Source organism: Pseudomonas sp. p99-361, from assembly GCF_003935475.1.
In the GTDB taxonomy this organism is placed as follows: domain Bacteria; phylum Pseudomonadota; class Gammaproteobacteria; order Pseudomonadales; family Pseudomonadaceae; genus Aquipseudomonas; species Aquipseudomonas juntendi.
In genome coordinates this window covers 1-20,821 of record NZ_RHQO01000053.1, presented here as the reverse complement: position 1 = coordinate 20,821, position 20,821 = coordinate 1, and the positions used below count along the sequence as shown (strand labels likewise).

Sequence of the window (20,821 nt, the reverse complement as noted above, 5' to 3'; positions counted from 1 at the left end):
ACGCTTGCGCTGCATGGAGTCTAAACAGCGTGCCCGCCCCGTCAGGTAACGAAGCGATGCGTGAATGTCATCATTTGGTTACATTGCTGCCCAGGTTGCTGGCCAGGCTGGGCGCCAGCGGCAAGCCTGGCAGCAGCAGCGCCTGGTAGGCGTGATAGAGGTCGGGCTTGCCCGGCCAGATGGTCCCGGCCGGCCGGTTGTTGCTATCGAGTTCGTGGTGCCAGCTGCCCGCCACAGGGTCGATGAAGTGGTTGGCGATAAACCCCCAGAGGGTGCGGTACCACTGCTCGTAACGGGCCTCGCCGGTACGCTGCAACAAGGCCGCGGCGGCGGCGCACGCTTCGGCGTGCACCCAGTGCAGGCGCGCATTCACCACCGGGCGGTTGGCCCAGTCCAGGGTGTAGACGAAACCCTCTGCGCCATCGACGTTCCAGGCGTGCTGGCAGGCGGCCTCGAACAGCCCGCTGGCACTTTCTGCCAGCCACTGCGGTGCCGGCAGCCCGGCACGTTGCAGGCTGGCCTCCAGGTGCAGTAGCAAACGCGCCCATTCCAAGGCGTGCCCAGGCGTGGTGCCAAAGGGCCGGAAATGATCGGCGGGGTGGTCGTGGTTGTAGTCCGCCACGGGCTGCCAGTGCATGTCGAAGTGTTCGATCACCCGGTAACCGCTACCGGCGGCATGGGTATGGATGATGCGTTCGGCGATACGCAACGCGCGTTGCAGCCACAGCGTGTTGCCGGTGACATCAGCCAGGGCCAGGAACGCCTCGGTCGCATGCATGTTGCTGTTGGCGCCACGGTACGGCTCGGGCAACTGCCAGGCACGGGAGTAAGCCTCTTGCAGGGCACCTTCGGCTTCGCTCCAGAAATGCCGCTCGATCACCTCGGTGGCGTCTGCCAGCAGGCCCCTGGCACCGTCGGCGCCCGCCACCACGGCAGAGCTGGCGGCCAGGGCGACGAAGGCATGCAGGTAGGCGGCCTTGCCGCTGTTCTGCTGGCCATCGGGGTGAGCGAACCAGCCCCCATAGCTGGCATCCTGCATGGCCCCGCGCAGGGCGGCCACGCCGTGCTCGGCGTAGGCCAGGCAGCCTGGAATGCCTTGCAGGTGAGCCAGGGCAAAACAGTGGGTCATGCGCGCCGTGTTCATGGTTTCGGCGCGGGCACCAGCGGCGAGTTGGCCTTTGGCATCCAGGTTGCCAAAGCCGTCCGGGCGTTTCGCGGCTTTGGCAAAGGCCAGCAGCCGCTGGGCCTCGGCCAGGCGCCAGGCCTTATGAGCCGGGGCTTTCAGCCAGCTGGTGGAGGGCAGTAGGTGGGTATTCATGAGCCAGCTTTATCCTTGCCAGTCGTGTGCGAATTCTAGCCAGCGGGGTCGAGGCAGATGTCACGAAGGAGGCTGGGATTGTCACTGGGCAGTGACAATTGAGTGACCAGAGTGCAAACCTTGAAACCCGTGCGGCCCTTGCAGGCAACACGGAAAATCAGTCCATGCCTCGCGGCAGGAACAAGGTTACCCGCAGCCCGCCGTCGCGCAGGTTCAGCAAACTCACCTCGCCGCCGTGGCTATGGGCAATATTGCGTGCAATCCCCAACCCCAGCCCGTAACCCTGTTGCTGGGCGGCCAGGCGGAAGTGTGGCTCGAACACCTGCTCCAGCTGCTGCTGGGGTACCCCCGGCCCTTGGTCATCCACCTGCAGCACAAAGCCCTCGGCGCTGTCGATGATACGCAGTTGCGCCCGTTCGCCGTACTTGATGGCGTTGTCGATCAGGTTGCCGATGCAGCGCCGCAGGGCCAGAGGTTTGCCGGGGTACGGTGCAAGCGCCTTGCCGTACACAGTGACGCGACCATCGGCCAGGTAAGGCTCGGCCAGGATATCCAGCACCTGATTGAGGTCGACGGGCTCGATGTTCTCGTGGATGTCGGTGTCCTTCACGCATTGCAGGGCGCCTTTGACCAGCAGCTCCAGCTCGTCCAGGTCCTGGCTGAACTTGGCTTGCAGGCGCTCGTCTTCCAACAGCTCGACACGCAGGCGCAGGCGGGTTATTGGTGTGCGCAGGTCGTGGGATATGGCGCTGAACAACTGGCTGCGTTCGGTCAGGTAACGGCTGATACGTTCGCGCATGCTGTTGAATGCCCGGCTCACCTCGACCACTTCGCTGCCGCCACCTTCCGCCAGCGGCGCCACATCAGCGCCCAGCGACATTTCCCGCGCGGCCCGGGCCAGGCGTTTGAGTGGCCAGCTTTGCCAGTGCACCAGCAAGCCGATGAACAGCAACAGCAAGGCCGTGGTCAGCACAATGAACCCCACCTGCTGGCGTGGCAGGCGTTCGGCTTCCAGGCCGGTATACGGCTCGGGCAGCAACGAGGCGATGTACAGCCACTCCCCCTCACCCAGGCGGATCTGCGTGACCAGCACCGGTGGCTTGAGGGGCTCGAGCGTCAGCGAGTAATGCGCCCACGAGCGCGGCAGCTCGTCGAGCTTGAGGCCGCTGTTGAAGATACGCAGCTCGTCAGGCCCGACGAATTCGACGGAAATTTCCATCTGCGACCCCAGGCGCTCGTGCAACACCTGCTGGAATACATCGATCACCGCCTGCTTGCGCGCCGTGACGGGCAACGCCTGCATGTCCAGCGGGGTGGCGTTGAGCGATACGAAAAACCGCGTGCCGCCCATGCTGCGCAACTGATCGAGTACCAGCGGCCGGTAGGCCACTGGCAACGACCGGAAGTAACTGACGCTGGCGCTCATCGAATGGGCCAGGCTGCTGGCACTGGCCCGCAACCCCTGCAACTGGCTGGCGCGCAGTTGGGAAACCCAGATGATGCTCGACAACCCCTGGGCCAGCAGAACCACCAGCAGGGTCAGCAGCAGCATGCGCCCCAGCAGTGAGCGGGGCAGCAAGCGCCAGCGCCGCTCAGGGCGCACAGCAGACATGCGCCGCCAACAGGTAACCGCTGCCGCGCACGGTGCGGATCAGCCGGGGAGGTTTATCGGTGTCGCGCAGGCGCTGGCGCAGGCGACTGACCGCCATGTCGACGATACGGTCCAGCGGCATCGGCTCGCGGCCGCGGGTGGCATTGCCGATGGTGTCGCGGTCGAGGATTTGCTGTGGGTGGTCGAGGAACAGCTTGAGCAGTGCGAAGTCGGCACCGGAGAGAATCACCTCCTCACCATCGCGGTGGAACAGCCGGTGGCTGACCGTGTCCAGGCGCCAGTCATCGAAGGCCAGCACCGCGCTCCCCGGCGCCGCCTGGCCAAACTCGGCGCGGCGCAGCAGGGCCTTTAGCCGCGCCTGCAGCTCGCGCGGGCTGAACGGTTTGCCCAGGTAGTCGTCGGCACCCAGCTCCAGGCCGATGACCCGGTCGGCTTCATCGGAACTGGCAGTGAGCATGATGATTGGCACACGCGCCCGGCGCGGATGCTGCCGAACCCAGCGGCACAGGCTGAAACCATCTTCATCGGGCAACATGACATCGAGAATGACCAGGTCGCAGGGGCTGCTGTCCAGCGCGCGGCGAAAGCCCGCGCCGTCGGCTTCGGCATGCACCTGGAAGCCGGAGCGGCTCAAATAGGTTTGCAGCAGTTCACGGATTTCCTGGTCGTCGTCGACCATCAGGATCGATTTGCCGGCAGTGCTCAAGGTGGTCCTTCCTCTTCTCGGTTACAGGTCTTTGCTGCCTGTTTTTATTGGGGCTGCTTTGCAGCCCTTCGCGGGCTTGCCCGCGATGGGCCGCAAAGCGACCCCAGTCAATGGTCCAGCGCTTGCTGCAACGCCACACCCGCCCCCAGCAACCCGGAAAACTCCGCCGTCACCAGCCACACCGGCACACCCGCAAAGTAGCCGCTCATGCAGCCTTTGTCGGCAAAGCTGGCGGCGAACCCGCTGCGCAGGAACAACTCGGCAAACCGCGGGATGACCCCGCCAACGATATAGACCCCACCGCGCGCGCCCAGGGTAAGCACATTGTTCCCGGCCACGCGCCCCAGGAACCGGCAGAACTGCTCGATCACCGCCAGTGCCCGTGGCTCGCCGCCCAGCGCTGCATCGGTGATCTGCGCCGGGGACGTGTGACGTGGGGTGTCGCCGTCCAGCGCACACAGCGCCTGGTAAAGCCGTACCAGGCCACCCCCGCTGAGTACCGTCTCGGCACTGACATGGCCGATTTGCTGGTGGATCTGCTGGTGGATCGCCGCTTCGCGGGCGTTGCCCACCGGCAGGTCGACATGCCCGCCTTCGCCCGGCAAGGCCTGCCAGTGCTGCCCGCCAAGGCGCAGCAGCGAACCCACGCCAAGGCCGGTGCCCGGGCCGATCACCAGTGCCGGGCGCGTGGGGTCTGCCTGGCCGGGGCACACCTGGCGCACTTCGCCTTCTTGCAGGCGGGTCATGCCCAACGCCATGGCGGTGAAATCATTGATCAACACAAGCCGCTCGACCTGCAAGGTCTTGCAGAACGCCAGGCGGCTCAGACGCCAGTGGTTGTTGGTGAAGCGAAACTCGTCGCCCTCGACCGGCCCTGCCACCGCCAGGCACACCGCGGCCAGGCCGCCGCGGGCGATGCCCTGGCCATGCAGATAGGCCTCGATAGCCTGCTCCGGGCTGGTGTAGTCCGCGGTAGCGAAGACTTTTACCTCGTGCAACTGGTTGTCACGCCACAACGCAAAACGGGCGTTGGTGCCGCCGATATCGCCAACCAGCAGGTCCTTCATTTAAGGTTCTCCAGGGCAGAGGTGAAGGCACTGGCGCCCTGCTCTGCCGGGCTGAACGCCATGCGCATGAAGCCGAACAGCTCGCGCCCGCACCCCAGGTCATTGCCCTGGGGCGCCGGCGGCAGGTCGCGGCTGGCCAGTTCTTCGGCCGATACCAGTACCCGCAGCGTGCCTTCGACACCATCAACGCGCACCATATCACCATCGCGCACCCGTGCCAGCGGGCCACCGTCATAGGCTTCGGGGCACACGTGGATCGCCGCCGGGATCTTGCCCGAGGCGCCGGACATGCGCCCGTCGGTAACCAGCGCCACCTTGAAGCCGCGGTCTTGCAGCACGCCCAGGAACGGCGTGAGCTTGTGCAGCTCGGGCATGCCATTGCAGCGGGGGCCCTGGAAGCGCACCACGGCCACGAAATCACACTCCAGCTCACCGGCCTTGAATGCATCGGCCAGCGACTGCTGATCGTGGAACACCCGCGCCGGGGCCTCGACCACCTGGTGCTCGGCAGCTACAGCCGAAACCTTCATCACGCCACGCCCCAGGTTGCCCTCCATCACCCGCAGGCCGCCTTCGGCCGAGAACGGCCGCGCGACCGGGCGCAGGATGCTTTCGTCCAGGCTTTGCAGCGGGCCTTCGCGCCATACCAGCTTGCCATCATCGAGGAACGGCTCCTGGGTGTAACGGCGCAGGCCGTGGCCGGCGACGGTGTTGACGTCTTCGTGCAACAGGCCGGCATCGAGCAGCTCGCGGATCAGGAAGGCCATGCCGCCAGCGGCCTGGAAGTGGTTGATGTCAGCCTTGCCGTTGGGGTAGACATGCGACAGGGTGGGTACGACCTCGGAGAGGTCGGCCATGTCCTGCCAGGTCAGCTGTATGCCGGCAGCCTGGGCAATTGCCGGGATGTGCAGGGTATGGTTGGTGGAGCCACCCGTGGCGTGCAGGGCAACGATGGAGTTGACCAGCGCCTTCTCGTCGACGATTTCGCCCAGCGGCATGAAGCTGCCACTGGCCTTGGTCATGCGCGTGACCTGTTGCGCGGCCTCGGCGGTGAGCGCATCGCGCAGCGGCGTGTACGGGTTGACGAACGACGCGCCAGGCAGATGCAGGCCCATCACCTCCATCACCAGCTGGTTGGTATTGGCGGTGCCGTAGAAGGTGCAGGTACCCGGGCTGTGGTAGGAATTCATCTCCGACTCCAGCAGCTCCTCGCGGCTGGCCTTGCCTTCGGCATAGCGCTGGCGCACGTCGGCCTTCTGCTTGTTGGAAATGCCGGAAACCATCGGCCCGCCCGGCACGAAAATGGTCGGCAAGTGGCCAAAGCGCAACGCGCCCATCATCAGCCCGGGGACGATCTTGTCGCAAATGCCCAGCATCAGCGCGGCGTCGAACATGTTGTGCGACAGCGCCACCGCAGTGGACATGGCAATCACTTCCCGGCTGGCGATGGCCAGTTCCATGCCCGGCTCACCCTGGGTCACGCCGTCGCACATGGCCGGCACGCCACCGGCGAACTGGCCGACCGAGCCGACCTCGCGCAGGGCCTGCTTGATCTGCTCGGGGAAGTGCAGGTACGGCTGGTGGGCCGACAGCATGTCGTTGTAGGCCGAGACGATGGCCACGTTGGCGGCGTTCATCAGGCGCAGCGTTTGCTTGTCGTCGCTGCCGCAACCGGCCACCCCGTGGGCGAAGTTGGCGCACTGCAGGCTGGCGCGCATGGGCCCGTCACTGGCCGCGCCGCGAATCAGCTGCAGGTAGCGTTCGCGGGTGGCTCGGCTGCGTTCGACCAGCCGCTGGGTGACCTCAAGGATGCGCGGATGCATGTACTGGACTCCAGACTAATTGTAAGGGCGGTTTACCGGGCATTTCCCCTCCAACCGATTGCCGCCTAGGCTCAAGACCAGGAGCCCGCTGCATCGGTAGAGGCATCTTGCCCCACCACTCGTTGTATGTTTAAACAAAATACTGCCACTAAAAAGGCTTGTTTTCTATCTGATAGTGAATAATCTTGTAATTCCAACAACAAAACCGTTTCAGTGAAGCTCCTTTGTGCCACAGGTTTCACTCGGACTGCCAGAGGTACTGCCATGACCCTTCGCATCGCCATCAATGGATTCGGCCGCATCGGCCGTAACGTCCTGCGCGCAATGTATACCCAAGGCTACCGCCAGGACTTGCAGGTCGTCGCCATCAACGACCTGGGCGACAGCGCCATGAACGCCCACCTGCTCAAGTACGACAGCGTGCACGGCACCTTCGACGCCACGGTCGAGGCCGACCACGAAAGCCTCACGGTCAATGGTGACCGTATCGCGGTCAGTGCCATTCGCAACCCGGCCGAACTGCCGTGGAAGGCCGAAGCGATCGATGTGGTGTTCGAATGCACCGGGTTGTTTACCGAGCGGGCCAAGGCAGCTGCCCACCTGGCTGCCGGGGCGGGCAAGGTGATTGTCTCGGCGCCGGCCAAAGGGGCTGATGCCACCGTGGTGTACGGGGTCAACCATGACGTGCTGCGGGCTTCGCACCAGGTCATTTCCAACGCCTCGTGCACCACCAACTGCCTGGCACCGATCGCCCAGGTGCTGCACCGCGAGTTCGGCATCGAGCAAGGCCTGATGACCACCATCCACGCCTATACCAACGACCAGGTGCTGACCGACGTTTACCACAGCGACCCGTACCGCGCGCGCTCGGCAACCCAGTCGATGATCCCCAGCAAGACCGGCGCGGCCGAGGCGGTAGGCCTGGTATTGCCGGAACTGGCCGGCAAACTGACCGGTATGGCCGTGCGGGTCCCAGTGATCAACGTGTCGCTGGTGGACCTGACCGTGAACCTCAAACGCGAGGCCACCGCCGAGCAGGTCAACCAGTTGTTCCTCGAGGCGAGCAAGCATTCCAAGGTCTTGGGCTACAACGCGTTGCCATTGGTTTCCTGCGATTTCAACCACAACCCGCTGTCGTCGATCTTCGATGCCAACCACACCCGCGCCAGCGGGCGCATGCTCAAGGTGCTGGCCTGGTATGACAACGAGTGGGGCTTCAGCAACCGCATGCTGGATAACTGCCTGGCGTTGTGCAGGGCCCGGTGAGCCTGACGGGGCACTTTGGGCGCCTGTGAGACCCGGCGCCGCGCGGGCGGCGCTCGGTCTCTAATACACAGAACATCCTCCCCCAGCCACCAGCGGGCTCACAATCTTTACCTTTTCCTAACATTTCCAGACTTGACCTTCTTCATAGATGATAAGCATTATCATTAGCTTTTGGTCGGTCAGGTCTTCTCGTGAGTCAGTCCCGGTTCAACGCCGTCTTCCTCCTCCAGCGCCTTTCCCTGCTGCGCACCCTGCAGCGCATGGTCGGCAACCCCAGCACCGCCGAGGACCTGCTGCAGGAAACCTACCTGCGGGTGTCGCGCGCCCTGGGCGAGCGGCCTGTCGAGCACATCGAACCCTTCGTGTTCCAGACGGCCCGCAACCTGGCGCTCGACCACTTGCGCGCCCGCCGGGTGCAGGCCCGCATGCTGGTCGACGACGTGCCCGACGAGGTGCTGCACAGCGTGGCCGCACCGGCCAGCAGCAGCGAGGATGCCGCGCACGCCGAACAACTGCTCAAGCACCTGAGCATCAGCCTGAACCAGCTGAGCGAGCGCCAGCAGCGCATCTTCATTCTCAGCCGCCTGCATGGCGCCACCTACCTGGAAATTGCCCAGCAACTGAATGTTTCGGCCAGTACGGTACAAAAGGAACTGAAGCTGATCATGGCCATCTGCATGGGCGTCGCCGAGCGCCTGAAGTAAACCGGCCGCTGGCCAGCCCCTCAACGTAAAGCCCTTGCCACACCACGCCGTAGCCTTGATCATTTGCAAAAAACCACGCAAGGATTCCCCGTGACCGACAGCCCCGCCCCTCGCCCGTCACCTGCCGGGCCCAATGCCCGTGCGCGTGCCATGGACGAGGCGCTGGAATGGCTGGTACGCCTGCAAGGCGCCGATGCCGACGACACCCTCGCCTTCCAGGCCTGGTTGAGCGCAGCGCCAGAAAACGCCGAAGCCTATGTCGAGGCAGAAGCGCTGTGGAACGGTATGCCGCTGCACCAGGTGGCCACGCAGATGCACCGGCAGCAGCGTCGGTCGTGGCGCGGGCGCCTGCGCAGCCACTGGAAGCCGTTGGCGACGGCAGCCGTGCTGCTGGTTGGGCTGGTGACCTTCGGTAACCTGCCGACACGCCTGCAGGCCGACCACCTGACCGTGGTCGGCGAACGCCAGCGCCTGCAACTGGACGATGGCGCGAAGGTGCTGCTGAATACCAATTCGGCGTTCGCCAGTGACCGCCGCGGCGGCCGCCAGGTCGCGCGCCTGCTGCAGGGTGAAGCCTACTTCCAGGTGCCGCAGAACGCGCCGATGCCGCTGGAAGTCCAGGCCGGGCCATTGCGCGCGCAAGCACGCGATACCGATTTCGCCGTGCGCTACCTCAACGGTGAAGCGCAACTGCGGGTGCAGCGCGGCGATGTCGACCTGCAAGGTGCGCGTGACCAGCGCATACGCCTCAGCGCTGGCGACAGCATCAGTGTGGGCCCCCAGGGCATTGGCCAGCGCCAGCGCCCCGACATGCACAAGGATCTGGCCTGGGTCGATGGCCGCCTGGTGTTCGAAAACTGCCCGCTGAGCCAGGTCCTGGCCGAAGTCCGGCGCTATTACCCCGGCTGGATCATCAACCGCAATACCCAGCTGGATGACGTTGCCGTAACCGGCAACTACCGCCTCGACCAACCGCTGGAAACCCTGCGCGCGCTGGCTCACATCACCTCCGCCCAGTTGCATGAGTACCCGGCGCTGGTCATCCTGAACTGACTGTTTGCCTCCCCTACGGCCACGCCGCCGCGCAGCCCGGCATGCCTGTTCAACGCTTTTGCATTTATTTTTACGCGGTTTTGCGCCCCCATCCGTCTCGTTATAGCCAATGCAACTGATTCTTGTTTAACAAACGAGAACAGACACCTATAACTGTCTGCACGTTTGGGAGCGCTTCCGATGTACACAGGTATTACCCGCTCGTCTTCCCTTCCCCGCCGTACCGGGCAGCTTTCGCTGCTGACCTTGGCATTGCTCGCCAGCGGCGCCTGCAGCCTGCCGGCGCTGGCTGCCGAACCGGCCCGCGCCAGCAGCCCGCGCATGGGCGATTACCGCTTCAGCATCGGCCAGCAACCGCTGGTGTCGGCCATCAACGCCTTCAGCCAGGTCACCGGTTGGCAGGTTGGCTTCAGCGCCGAGTTGGCCGAAGGCGTGGCCTCACCCGGTGTACAGGGTGCTCTGCCGCCAGATGCCGCGCTCAAGCGCCTGTTGCAGGGCACCGGGCTGAGCTTTCGCAGGATCGGCAATGCCAATGTGGTACTCGAACGCCAGGCCGCGAACAATGTGATCGCGCTGCAGCAAGTGACCGTCAGCGCCACCCGCAGTGCCCAGGACGTGAGCCAGGTGCCGAGCACGGTCAGCGTGCAGACCCGAGCGCAACTGGACCGCCAGAACGTCAACAACATCCAGGACCTGGTGCGTTACGAACCGGGTGTGTCGGTGGCCGGCACCGGCCAGCGCAGTGGCCTCAACGGCTACAACATCCGCGGTATCGACGGCGAGCGGATTCTCACCCAGGTCGATGGTGTGGCGATCCCCGACAGTTTCTTCTACGGCCCCTACGCGCAAACCCAACGCAACTATGTCGACCCGGAAATCGTCAAGCGCGTGGAAATCCTGCGCGGCCCGGCCTCGGTGCTGTATGGCAGCAATGCGATCGGCGGCGCGGTCAGCTACTTCACCCTCGACCCCGACGACATCATCAAGCCAGGCAAGGATGTTGGCGCACGCCTGAAAAGCGGTTACAGCTCGGCGGACGAAAGCTGGCTGACCTCGGCCACCGTCGCCGGGCGCCAGGGCGATGTCGACGGCCTGCTGCACCTGAGCCAGCGCAATGGCCACGAGACCGAGACCCAAGGCCACCACAGCGGTGCCGGCCTGGCCCGTACCGAAGCCAACCCGATGGACGTGCGGACCACCAACGTGCTGGCCAAGGCAGGCTGGAACTACGCTGACGACGCCCGCCTGGGCGTTACTTACGAGCGCTACAAGGACGACCGCGACCAGAACATCCTCAGCGCCGCGGGAGGGCCGTTCATACCCGGGTTCGGGGGCATGGGCTACTACAAGGCGCGCAGCGGCAACGACACCATCACCCGCGAACGCTTCGGCATCAACCATGAATTCGGCCTGGACACGCTGTTCGCTGACCAGGTGAAGTGGAGCCTGAACTACCAGGTCGCCAAGACCGACCAGCACACCGATGAAATCTATGCGCCACCTGGCCGCCAGGTACTGCGCACCCGCGACACACGTTACAAGGACCGCCAGTGGGTATTCGATGCCCAGCTGGACAAAGCCTTCAGCATCGGCAGCACCGACCACTTGCTGACCTACGGCACCACCCTCAAGCACGAGAAAATCACCGGGTCGCGCAGTGGCACGGGCACCTGCCTGGCCGTAGGCTCGGGTTGCGCTGCCGCCGGCGCGCCGCGCCCGGCCGACGGCCAGGTGCTGGTCAGTGATTTCCCGGACCCGACCGTGAACACCTACAGCCTGTTCGTGCAGGATGAAATCCGCTGGAACCGCTGGACCTTCCTGCCAGGCGCCCGTTACGACTACACGCGCATGCAGCCCAAGTTCACCGAGGCGTTCCTGCGTGGCCTGGAGTCCACCGCCACCGCGCCCACCTCCCAGGACGACTCGGACAAGACGTGGCACCGCGTCTCGCCCAAGTTCGGCCTGACCTACGCCTTCGATGACCACTACACCTGGTACGGCCAGTACGCTGAGGGCTTCCGCACGCCGACCGCCAAGTCCATGTACGGGAAATTCGTCAACCTAGACCAAGGCTACCGGGTAGAAGGCAACCCAGGGCTGGAGCCTGAAAAGAGCAAGGACTACGAAACCGGCCTGCGCGGCAACTTCGACGCCGGTAACTTCGACGTGGCGGTGTTCTACAACAAGTACCGCGACTTCATTGACGAAGACGCCGTGCAGAGCGCCAACCTGGAACAGACCTTCCAGGCCAACAACATCAAGCACGCCACCATCAAGGGCGCCGAGGTCAAGGGCCGCCTCAACCTTGACCACTTCGGAGCGCCACAAGGCCTGTATACCCAGGGCTCGATTGCCTATACCTATGGCCGTAACGATGACACCGGCGAACCGCTGAACACGGTCAACCCGCTCAAAGGCGTGTTCGGCCTGGGTTACGAGCAACACAACTATGGTGGCTTGCTGAGCTGGACGCTGGTCAAGCGCAAGACCCGGGTCGACGACAGCACCTTCTACTCGCCAGACGGTTCGAGCACGAAGTTCCGCACGCCAGGCTATGGCGTGCTGGACCTGACCGGTTTCTACAAGGTGACCGACGACGTCACCATCAACGCCGGGCTGTACAACCTGACCGACAAGAAATACTGGCAGTGGGACTCGGTACGCAGCTATGACGGCCAGGGTGAAGCGGCTGTGACCCAGCCGGCCAACATCGACCGTTTGAGCATGCCGGGGCGCAACTTCGGCATCAATGTGGTGTGGGATATCTGAAGGTTTCAGGTTTGCAGCGCCTGTGGGATCAGGCGCCGCCCGCGCGGCGCCTGATCCCACAGGCAACGCAATGACCCGTCTGTAGATACCCGGTTTTTTTTACTGTTCCGCCCCCGCTGCTTCGTCTTGTCTCTAGACGCCCTCTTTCCAAGGACTGCCCCATGATCGACCGCCCAGCCTTGCGCTCCCAGCGCCTGAACCAGATCACCCACGCCCCGCACGCCGAACTGGATGCCCTGGTCAAATCCCACGCCCCATTCGACAGCCGCGAAAGTTTCGCCCGCTTCGTGGTCGCCCAGTACCTGTTCCAATCCGAGCTGCAGGCCCTGTACAACGACCCGCAACTGATCGCCATCGTCCCCGACCTGGCCGCGCGCTGCCGGGCCGACCAAGCCCGCCTCGACCTCGCCGACCTCGACACCCAGGTGCCGGCCGCGGTGCCGGGTGCCTTGGCCAATCCGAGCCTGGGCGAGGCAATGGGCTGGATCTTCGTCTCCGAAGGCTCCAAACTGGGCGCTGCGTTTCTGATCAAACGGGCCGCAGCGCTGGGCCTGTCCGACAGCTTCGGCGCCCGGCACCTGGGCGAGCCGGCCGGTGGCCGTGCTGAAGGCTGGAAGCAGTTCACTCGCATCCTGGATGCCCTGGACCTGTCGGCCGAAGAAGACGCGGCTGCCGAGCGCGGCGCAGTAGCGGCATTCGAGCGCTTCACCGAGCTGCTCAAGCATGCCTATGCTGCAGATGCTGCGCTGGTTTGATACGCCTTAGCCGGCCACCCTTCTGGTGGCCGCACCGTTTTTTGCAGTGAGACCATGACCCGACCCGCCCGCTCGAAACTCGCCCGCCTGCTGTATGGAATACTGGCTTACGTGAGCCTGGGGGTGGGTCTGGTCGCGATCGTCATTCCCGGCCTGCCAACCACCGAATTCATCCTGCTGGCAGCGTGGGCTGCAACGCGCAGTTCGCCACGGTTGTCGGCCTGGCTGGAAAACCACCGCCTGTTTGGGCCGATTCTGTACAACTGGCGCAACGGCAAGGTGATCCAGCGCCGCGCCAAGGTCAGCGCTACCCTCAGCATGCTGCTCTGTGCAGGCCTGATGCTGACCTTTCTTGAACACCACTGGCCGGTATTCCTCGCCATCGCCGGCATGACCCTGGGCAACCTGTGGATCTGGTCACGCCCGGAGCACGCCTGCGCAGCCCCATCACAAGCTCAGCAACCCTGAATACAGGGCGTAGGCGGCCAGCGCCGCGCCTGCCAGCACGGCCGCGAAAATCAGCTTTTCCCACGTGGTGAACAGGGTTTGCCGCTGCTCATGCTTGGCCCTGGCGAACAGGATCACGCCCGGGGCATACAGCAACGCCGACAACAGCAGGTACTTGAGCCCGCCGGCATACAGCAGCCAGATGGCGTAGAGCAAGGCAACCAGCGCCACCAGCACGTCTTTGCGCCGCAACCGTGGCTGCGCGGCGTAGCTCTCGCCACGCACCGCCAGCAGCAGCGCATAGGCCGCCGACCACAGGTAAGGCACCAGGATCATCGACGACGCCAGGTAGATCAGGCTGGTGTAAGTGCCGGCCGAGAACAACGTGATCAGCAGGAAACCCTGGATCATGCAGTTGGTGAGCCACAGGGCATTGGCCGGTACATGGTTGGCGTTTTCCTTGGCCAGGAAGCGCGGCATGGTCTTGTCACGAGCGGTGGCGTAAAGAATCTCGGCACACAACAATGCCCAGGAAAGCAACGCCCCCAGCAGCGAAACCGCCAGGCCGATACTGATCAGCAATGCGCCCCAAGGGCCGACGATATGCTCCAGCACCGACGCCAGCGAAGGGTTCTGCAAACCGGCAAGCTCCGGCTGGGTCATCACCCCGAGGGACAGCACGTTGACCAGCACCAGTAGCGCCAGCACACCGAGAAAGCCGATGACCGTGGCCTTGCCCACATCGGAGCGGCGCTGGGCCCGCCCGGAGTAGACGCTGGCGCCCTCGATGCCGATGAACACGAATACGGTCACCAGCATCATGTTGCGCACCTGCTCCAGCACACCTCCGAACTGAGGGTTGCTCAACCCCCAGATATCCCGGGTGAAGATATCGGCGCGGAAGGCGAATGCGGCAATCACCACGAACATCAGGATGGGCACCACTTTGGCCACGGTGGTCACCTGGTTGATGAACGCCGCCTCCTTGATGCCGCGCAAGACTAGAAAGTGCACCGCCCACAGGAGGACTGAGGCACAACCGATGGCGACAGGCGTATTGCCCTCGCCAAATACAGGGAAGTAGAAACCCAGGGTGCTGAACAGCAATACGAAGTAACCGACGTTGCCCAGCCAGGCGCTGATCCAGTAGCCCCAGGCCGATGAGAAGCCCATGTAGTCGCCAAAACCGGCTTTGGCGTAGGCATATACTCCCGAGTCCAGTTCCGGCTTGCGGTTGGCCAGGGTCTGGAACACGAAGGCCAGGGCCAGCATGCCCACCGCAGTGATGGTCCAGCCGATCAGCACCGCCCCTACATCGGCACGCGCCGCCATGTTCTGCGGCAACGAGAATATCCCGCCGCCAATCATCGAGCCGACCACCAACGCGATCAGCGCGCCCAAGCGTAGCTTCTGACCCGGTTCGCTCATGTATCCCCCGTTTTTTCGCCAATGTCATACGAATGCAACAGCGTTTGCGGCCATATAGAAACGCTTGCTTATAGTGAACCCATTCACAAAAAGACGCGCGGTAATAACAGTTTTATCTATAAATAGATTGTGTAAAAACTAGCAGCTAGATAGTCACTGGAAAAGAAAGTGATAAAACTCGAAATATGCGTAAAAAAGTGGCGAAAGCCGCGAAAGCGGCTAGCGTCAAGCATCGCAGGCTGAACAGAGCGTTTGCTCTAGAATGACATGGAGGTGCCAGCGCGCAAGGCCTGCAGCTTGAGATGTCGGCACACTCCAGGAGCACCGTGAAGGTTTTTTCCTACTTCACGGCACCATGACCTGACCCACGTCAGCGAATGGCTGAGACGGCGGATTTATGCTGTCGTCAACTTTCTCCTGGCAGGAGTTGTTAAATGTCTGATTCATCCGGAAAATTGAAACTCGGTGCATTAGTTGCACTCGTGGTCGGCTCGATGATTGGCGGCGGCATATTCTCGCTGCCGCAGAACATGGCGGCCAGCGCAGGGGTTGGCGCGGTACTGATCGGCTGGGCCATCACTGCCGTGGGCATGCTGACCCTGGCCTTCGTGTTCCAGACCCTGGCCAACCGCAAACCAGATCTCGATGGCGGGGTGTATGCCTACGCCAAGGCCGGCTTTGGCGACTACATGGGCTTTTCTTCGGCCTGGGGCTACTGGATCAGTGCCTGGCTGGGCAACGTCGGCTACTTCGTGCTGCTGTTCAGCACCCTGGGCTACTTCTTCCCGGTCTTTGGCGAGGGCAACACGCCAGCCGCCATCATCGGCGCCTCGCTACTGCTATGGGCCGTGCATTTCCTGGTCTTGCGCGGCATCAAGGAAGCGGCGTTCATCAACCTGGTGACCACCGTGGCCAAGGTGGTGCCGCTGGTGCTGTTCGCCCTGATCTGCCTGTTCGCCTTCAAGCTGGACATCTTCACCGCCGACATCTGGGGCCGGGGCACGCCCGAACTGGGCAGTGTGATGAACCAGGTCCGCAACATGATGCTGGTCACCGTATGGGTGTTCATCGGTATCGAGGGTGCGAGCATCTTCTCGTCACGCGCCGAAAAGCGCGCCGACGTGGGCAAGGCCACGGTCATCGGCTTCGTGACCGTGCTGTTGTTCCTGGTACTGGTCAATGTGCTGTCGCTGGGCATCATGACCCAACCGGAACTGGCCAAGCTGCAGAACCCGTCGATGGCCGCCGTGCTGGAGCATGTGGTCGGCCACTGGGGGGCGGTACTGATCAGTGTCGGCCTGATCATCTCGTTGCTGGGGGCCTTGCTGTCGTGGGTGCTGCTGTGCGCCGAAATCATGTTCGCCGCCGCCAAGGACCACACCATGCCGGCATTCCTGCGCCGCGAGAACGCCAACCAGGTACCGGCCAATGCGCTGTGGCTGACCAACGCCATGGTGCAGGTCTTCCTGGTGATCACGCTGTTTTCCAGCAGCACCTACCTGTCGCTGATCTACCTCGCCACCTCGATGATTCTGGTGCCCTACCTGTGGTCGGCGGCCTACGCCTTCCTGCTGGCGCTGCGCAGCGAAACCTATGAGCAGGCCCTGGCCGAACGCAAGAAAGACTTGATCATCGGCGCTATCGCCCTGCTGTACGCCATCTGGCTGCTGTACGCCGGCGGAGTGAAATACCTGCTGCTGTCGGCATTGCTGTACGCCCCTGGCGCGATCCTGTTCGCCAAGGCCAAGCGTGAAGTGGGCCAACCCATCTTCACCAACGTGGAAAAACTGATCTTCGCCGCCGTGGTGATCGGCGCCCTGGTGGCAGCCTATGGCCTGTACGACGGCTTCCTGACCCTTTGACCACGCTTTCGTCCCATTGGAGGAATGAAACCATGTCCGCTGAAAAACAGAAGTACGGTGTGCACTCCGAGGCCGGCAAGCTGCGCAAAGTCATGGTGTGCGCACCGGGCCTGGCGCACAAGCGCCTGACGCCGAGCAACTGTGACGAACTGCTGTTCGACGATGTGATCTGGGTCGACCAGGCCAAGCGTGACCACTTCGACTTTGTCACCAAGATGCGTGAGCGTGGCGTGGATGTGCTGGAAATGCACAACCTGCTGACCGACATCGTGCAGCAACCTGAAGCGCTGAAGTGGATTCTGGACCGCAAGATCACCGCCGATACCGTCGGCGTGGGCCTGACCAATGAAGTGCGCAGCTGGCTGGAAGGTCTCGAACCGCGCCACTTGGCCGAATTCCTGATCGGCGGCGTGGCCGGCCAGGACCTGCCGCAGAGCGAAGGCGCCGAAGTGGTCAAGATGTACAACGACTACCTGGGGCACTCCAGCTTCATCCTGCCCCCGCTGCCCAACACCCAGTTCACCCGTGACACCACCTGCTGGATCTACGGCGGCGTCACGTTGAACCCGATGTACTGGCCAGCACGGCGCCAGGAAACGCTACTCACCACCGCCATCTACAAATTCCACCCGGCGTTCACCAGCGCCGACTTCCAGGTGTGGTATGGCGACCCGGACAAGGACCACGGCAACGCCACGCTCGAGGGTGGCGACGTGATGCCGATCGGTAATGGCGTGGTGCTGATCGGCATGGGCGAGCGCACCTCGCGCCAGGCCATCGGTCAGCTGGCCCAGAGCCTGTTCGCCCACGGTGCGGTCAGGGAAGTGGTGGTCGCCGGCCTGCCGAAGTCGCGCGCCGCCATGCACCTGGACACCGTGTTCAGCTTCTGCGACCGCGACCTGGTCACGGTCTTCCCGGAAGTGGTCAAGGAAATCGTGCCGTTCATCATTCGCCCGGACGAAAGCAAGCCGTACGGCATGGACGTGCGCCGCGTGAACAAGTCGTTCATCGACGTGGTCGGCGAACAGCTCGGGGTCAAGCTGCGGGTGGTCGAAACCGGCGGCAACAGCTTCGCCGCCGAACGCGAACAGTGGGATGACGGCAACAACGTGGTGGCCCTCGAACCAGGCGTGGTCATCGGCTACGACCGTAATACCTACACCAACACCCTGCTACGCAAGGCTGGCATCGAGGTCATCACCATCAGCGCCGGCGAACTGGGCCGGGGCCGGGGCGGCGGCCACTGCATGACCTGCCCGATCATCCGTGATCCCATCGATTACTAACGCCCATTACCCCGGCCGCGCTTACCCAGCGGCGGCCGGTGCGTTCACCCTACCCAAGGAGAAAAGTCATGGCGTTCAACATTCACAACCGCAACCTGCTGAGCCTGGAACACCACACCACGCGCGAGTTGCGCTACCTGCTGGACCTGTCCCGCGACCTCAAGCGCGCCAAGTACACCGGCACCGAACAGCAACACCTGAAGGGCAACAACATTGCCCTGATCTTCGAAAAAACCTCCACCCGCACCCGCTGCGCCTTCGAAGTGGCGGCCTACGACCAGGGTGCCAATGTCACCTATATCGACCCCAACTCATCGCAGATCGGCCACAAGGAAAGCATGAAGGACACCGCCCGCGTACTCGGGCGCATGTACGACGCCATCGAATACCGTGGCTTCAAGCAGGAAATCGTCGAAGAGCTGGCCAAGTTCGCCGGGGTGCCGGTGTTCAACGGCCTGACCGACGAGTATCACCCTACCCAGATGATCGCCGACGTGCTGACCATGCGCGAGCACAGCGACAAGCCGTTGCACGACATCAGCTACGCCTACCTGGGCGATGCGCGCAACAACATGGGCAACTCGCTGCTGCTGATCGGCGCCAAACTCGGCATGGACGTGCGCATCGCCGCGCCCAAGGCGCTGTGGCCACATGAGGACCTGGTTGAGCGCTGCAAGCAGTACGCAGAAGAAAGTGGCGCGCGTATCACCCTGACCGAAGACCCGCTGGCCGCGGTCAAGGGCGTGGACTTCGTGCACACCGACGTGTGGGTATCGATGGGTGAACCGATCGAGGCCTGGGGCGAGCGTATCAAGCTGCTCAAGCCTTACCAGGTGAATGCGCAACTGATGAAGGCCACTGGCAACCCCCGCACCAAGTTCATGCATTGCCTGCCGGCGTTCCACAACTCCGAAACCAAGGTGGGCAAGCAGATTGCCGAACAGTACCCGGACTTGGCCAACGGCATCGAAGTGACCGACGACGTATTCGAGTCGCCCGCTTGCATTGCCTTCGAGCAGGCGGAAAACCGCATGCATACGATCAAGGCGATCCTGGTTTCGACCCTGGCTGACCTCTGAAAGCGGCAAGCTGAAAGCTGAAAGCTGAAAGCTGAAAGCAGCTGATCACACCGGCCTGCTTCTGCTTGCGACTTGCAACTTGCAACTTGCCGCTTGCCGCTTGCACCCCCAAGCCCACCTCAAAAGGACATTCCCCATGCGTATCGTTGTTGCATTGGGCGGCAACGCCCTACTGCGCCGCGGCGAACCCATGACCGCTGACAACCAGCGTGCCAATATCCGCACCGCCGCCGAACAGATCGCCAAGATCCACCCCGGCAACGAGCTGGTCATCGCCCACGGTAACGGCCCGCAGGTCGGCCTGCTGTCGTTGCAGGGCCTTTCCTACAAACCGGACGAGGCTTACCCGCTGGACGTGCTGGGCGCCGAGACCGAGGGCATGATCGGCTATATGATCGAGCAGGAGCTGGGCAACCTGCTGGCCTTCGAAGTGCCGTTCGCGACCTTGCTGACCCAGGTTGAAGTCGACGCCAACGATCCGGCCTTCAAGGACCCGACCAAGTTCATCGGCCCGGTCTACAGCAAGGACGAGGCCGAGCGCCTGGCCAACGAGAAGGGCTGGGTGGTCAAGCCTGACGGCGACAAGTACCGACGCGTGGTGGCCAGCCCGAAACCCAAGCGCATCTTTGAAATCCGCCCGATCAAGTGGCTGCTGGAAAAGAGCAGCATCGTGATTTGCGCGGGCGGCGGCGGCATCCCTACCCTGTACGATGAAAACCACAAGCTCAAAGGGGTGGAGGCGGTCATCGACAAAGACCTGTGCTCGGCGCTGCTGGCAGAGCAACTGGAAGCCGACCTTCTGATCATCGCCACCGACGTGGATGCGGCGTACATTGACTGGGGTAAACCTACGCAGAAAGCCATCGCCCAAGCGCACCCCGACGAACTGCAACGGCTGGGTTTTGCCGCGGGGTCCATGGGGCCGAAAGTGCAGGCCGCCTGTGATTTTGCCCGCCATACCGGCAAGGTGGCAGTGATCAGTTCGCTGGAAAACATCGAGGAAATTGTCAAAGGCACAGCCGGCACCCGGGTTTCGACCGCGAAGCCGGGGATCAGCTACCGTTGAATGCAATGGGCGGGCCTGCGCGGCCCGTCATTTTCGACCTTCCCAAGGAGCTTTCCATGGCCCAGTACCACCCCGGTCATGTACACATCGAGCGCATTGCGCTGAACAAAGATGACCACAGCTATGACCTGAACATCGAATACGAGGCAGTGTCGGACCCCAAGGAAGGTAGAGGCATTCAGTTCCGCATGCATGGCAGCATCGAAGGCAAGGCAGTCGATGAAGCGTTCTTCCTGCCCAAGGACCAGGCCCTGCCCAGCTTTCTCATGCTGCTGACGCGCAGGGCGCAAGCGTACCTGCCGTCGCCGAAGAAATTCGAAAACCTGAGTTCACCGCACAAGCTCTATGACCATATGTTCGCGGACATTCGCGAAAAATTGGATGTGAAGTCGGGCGACCCGATCAAGCCAGAACACCTGGAGTGATTTTCGCAAGTTTGGGGCTGCCTTGCAGCCCATCGCAGGCAAGCCAGCGCCCACTTCGATCGCATCGGCCTCAAGGCCTGTGCAGTACCTGTGGGAGATTCTATGGTTCCTGGCAAGGGTAGCCGGAGCATCTTCAGCGCCTGTGAGATCGAGCG

General features: G+C 63.2%; 17 protein-coding genes. 11 read left to right on the top strand and 6 right to left on the bottom strand.

Translation table 11 applies throughout. The annotated features are described in order from the left end of the window. Positions 1-70: 70 nt before the first annotated feature. From EGJ22_RS19675 to edd, 5 genes are all read right to left on the bottom strand, one after another. Positions 71-1,318, bottom strand: coding sequence for an AGE family epimerase/isomerase (locus EGJ22_RS19675; protein ID WP_125920354.1), 1,248 nt, complete (start codon positions 1,316-1,318; stop codon positions 71-73). Positions 1,319-1,475: 157 nt separating this feature from the next. Then, complete coding sequence (locus EGJ22_RS19670; RefSeq protein ID WP_125920353.1) at positions 1,476-2,930, bottom strand: ATP-binding protein; 1,455 nt, start codon at positions 2,928-2,930, stop codon at positions 1,476-1,478. Continuing rightward, positions 2,911-3,636, bottom strand: coding sequence for a two-component system response regulator GltR (gltR, locus tag EGJ22_RS19665; protein WP_029885496.1), 726 nt, complete (start codon positions 3,634-3,636; stop codon positions 2,911-2,913). Before gltR ends, EGJ22_RS19670 begins: the two co-directional genes overlap by 20 nt. 107 nt (positions 3,637-3,743) lie before the next feature. Continuing rightward, complete coding sequence (locus EGJ22_RS19660) at positions 3,744-4,703, bottom strand: glucokinase (protein ID WP_029885497.1); 960 nt, start codon at positions 4,701-4,703, stop codon at positions 3,744-3,746. Beyond that, entirely contained in the window at positions 4,700-6,526 is a 1,827-nt protein-coding gene (gene edd, locus EGJ22_RS19655; protein WP_009683397.1) for a phosphogluconate dehydratase, read from the bottom strand. The genes EGJ22_RS19660 and edd overlap by 4 nt, the downstream gene beginning before the upstream one ends. 264 nt (positions 6,527-6,790) lie before the next feature. On the opposite strand from edd, the gene gap reads away from it, so the two are divergent. The 6 genes from gap to EGJ22_RS19625 all read left to right on the top strand — a co-directional run bounded on the left by gap (position 6,791) and on the right by EGJ22_RS19625 (position 13,541). Further along, on the top strand, positions 6,791-7,792 hold the full coding sequence (gene gap / locus EGJ22_RS19650; protein ID WP_125920352.1) for a type I glyceraldehyde-3-phosphate dehydrogenase: 1,002 nt from the start codon (positions 6,791-6,793) through the stop codon (positions 7,790-7,792). Between the two features lie 191 nt (positions 7,793-7,983). Continuing rightward, on the top strand, positions 7,984-8,496 hold the full coding sequence (locus tag EGJ22_RS19645) for an RNA polymerase sigma factor (RefSeq protein WP_009683395.1): 513 nt from the start codon (positions 7,984-7,986) through the stop codon (positions 8,494-8,496). Positions 8,497-8,586: 90 nt separating this feature from the next. Continuing rightward, positions 8,587-9,549 (top strand): FecR domain-containing protein, encoded by a 963-nt coding sequence (locus tag EGJ22_RS19640; RefSeq protein WP_047150079.1) that lies wholly within the window; start codon positions 8,587-8,589, stop codon positions 9,547-9,549. 180 nt (positions 9,550-9,729) lie between these two features. Then, on the top strand, positions 9,730-12,318 hold the full coding sequence (locus tag EGJ22_RS19635; protein ID WP_009683392.1) for a TonB-dependent receptor: 2,589 nt from the start codon (positions 9,730-9,732) through the stop codon (positions 12,316-12,318). Positions 12,319-12,479: 161 nt separating this feature from the next. Continuing rightward, on the top strand, positions 12,480-13,073 hold the full coding sequence (locus EGJ22_RS19630; RefSeq protein ID WP_009683391.1) for a biliverdin-producing heme oxygenase: 594 nt from the start codon (positions 12,480-12,482) through the stop codon (positions 13,071-13,073). A gap of 54 nt (positions 13,074-13,127) precedes the next feature. Continuing rightward, a complete protein-coding gene (locus EGJ22_RS19625; protein WP_009683390.1) occupies positions 13,128-13,541 on the top strand; it encodes a YbaN family protein in 414 nt (137 codons plus the stop codon). On the opposite strand, the gene arcD (EGJ22_RS19620) is transcribed toward EGJ22_RS19625, so the two are convergent. Beyond that, complete coding sequence (gene arcD / locus EGJ22_RS19620; RefSeq protein ID WP_009683389.1) at positions 13,521-14,948, bottom strand: arginine-ornithine antiporter; 1,428 nt, start codon at positions 14,946-14,948, stop codon at positions 13,521-13,523. The genes EGJ22_RS19625 and arcD (EGJ22_RS19620) overlap by 21 nt on opposite strands. A 434-nt stretch (positions 14,949-15,382) precedes the next feature. Here arcD (EGJ22_RS19620) and arcD (EGJ22_RS19615) point away from each other — a divergent pair, with 434 nt between their 5' ends. The 5 genes from arcD (EGJ22_RS19615) to EGJ22_RS19595 all read left to right on the top strand — a co-directional run bounded on the left by arcD (EGJ22_RS19615) (position 15,383) and on the right by EGJ22_RS19595 (position 20,666). After that, positions 15,383-16,810 (top strand): arginine-ornithine antiporter, encoded by a 1,428-nt coding sequence (gene arcD / locus EGJ22_RS19615; protein ID WP_009683388.1) that lies wholly within the window; start codon positions 15,383-15,385, stop codon positions 16,808-16,810. A gap of 32 nt (positions 16,811-16,842) precedes the next feature. After that, the gene (gene arcA, locus EGJ22_RS19610) at positions 16,843-18,096 is read left to right on the top strand and encodes an arginine deiminase (RefSeq protein WP_009683387.1); all 1,254 of its coding nucleotides are present in this window, start codon (positions 16,843-16,845) and stop codon (positions 18,094-18,096) included. A 68-nt stretch (positions 18,097-18,164) separates the two neighbouring features. Further along, entirely contained in the window at positions 18,165-19,175 is a 1,011-nt protein-coding gene (locus tag EGJ22_RS19605; protein WP_009683386.1) for an ornithine carbamoyltransferase, read from the top strand. 136 nt (positions 19,176-19,311) lie between these two features. Continuing rightward, positions 19,312-20,241 (top strand): carbamate kinase, encoded by a 930-nt coding sequence (arcC, locus tag EGJ22_RS19600; RefSeq protein ID WP_009683385.1) that lies wholly within the window; start codon positions 19,312-19,314, stop codon positions 20,239-20,241. A 56-nt stretch (positions 20,242-20,297) separates the two neighbouring features. Next, a complete protein-coding gene (locus EGJ22_RS19595) occupies positions 20,298-20,666 on the top strand; it encodes a DUF5064 family protein (RefSeq protein ID WP_009683384.1) in 369 nt (122 codons plus the stop codon). The last annotated feature ends 155 nt before the right edge of the window (positions 20,667-20,821 follow it).

Coding starts and splice junctions, on each gene's coding strand:
- EGJ22_RS19660 (WP_029885497.1), bottom strand. CDS start 4,703: ATGAAGGACCTGCTGGTTGGCGATATCGGCGGCACCAACGCCCGTTTT.
- gap (WP_125920352.1), top strand. CDS start 6,791: ATGACCCTTCGCATCGCCATCAATGGATTCGGCCGCATCGGCCGTAAC.
- EGJ22_RS19630 (WP_009683391.1), top strand. CDS start 12,480: ATGATCGACCGCCCAGCCTTGCGCTCCCAGCGCCTGAACCAGATCACC.
- arcD (WP_009683388.1), top strand. CDS start 15,383: ATGTCTGATTCATCCGGAAAATTGAAACTCGGTGCATTAGTTGCACTC.
- arcD (WP_009683389.1), bottom strand. CDS start 14,948: ATGAGCGAACCGGGTCAGAAGCTACGCTTGGGCGCGCTGATCGCGTTG.
- EGJ22_RS19595 (WP_009683384.1), top strand. CDS start 20,298: ATGGCCCAGTACCACCCCGGTCATGTACACATCGAGCGCATTGCGCTG.
- arcC (WP_009683385.1), top strand. CDS start 19,312: ATGCGTATCGTTGTTGCATTGGGCGGCAACGCCCTACTGCGCCGCGGC.
- EGJ22_RS19675 (WP_125920354.1), bottom strand. CDS start 1,318: ATGAATACCCACCTACTGCCCTCCACCAGCTGGCTGAAAGCCCCGGCT.
- EGJ22_RS19605 (WP_009683386.1), top strand. CDS start 18,165: ATGGCGTTCAACATTCACAACCGCAACCTGCTGAGCCTGGAACACCAC.
- edd (WP_009683397.1), bottom strand. CDS start 6,526: ATGCATCCGCGCATCCTTGAGGTCACCCAGCGGCTGGTCGAACGCAGC.
- EGJ22_RS19625 (WP_009683390.1), top strand. CDS start 13,128: ATGACCCGACCCGCCCGCTCGAAACTCGCCCGCCTGCTGTATGGAATA.
- EGJ22_RS19670 (WP_125920353.1), bottom strand. CDS start 2,930: ATGTCTGCTGTGCGCCCTGAGCGGCGCTGGCGCTTGCTGCCCCGCTCA.
- EGJ22_RS19635 (WP_009683392.1), top strand. CDS start 9,730: ATGTACACAGGTATTACCCGCTCGTCTTCCCTTCCCCGCCGTACCGGG.
- arcA (WP_009683387.1), top strand. CDS start 16,843: ATGTCCGCTGAAAAACAGAAGTACGGTGTGCACTCCGAGGCCGGCAAG.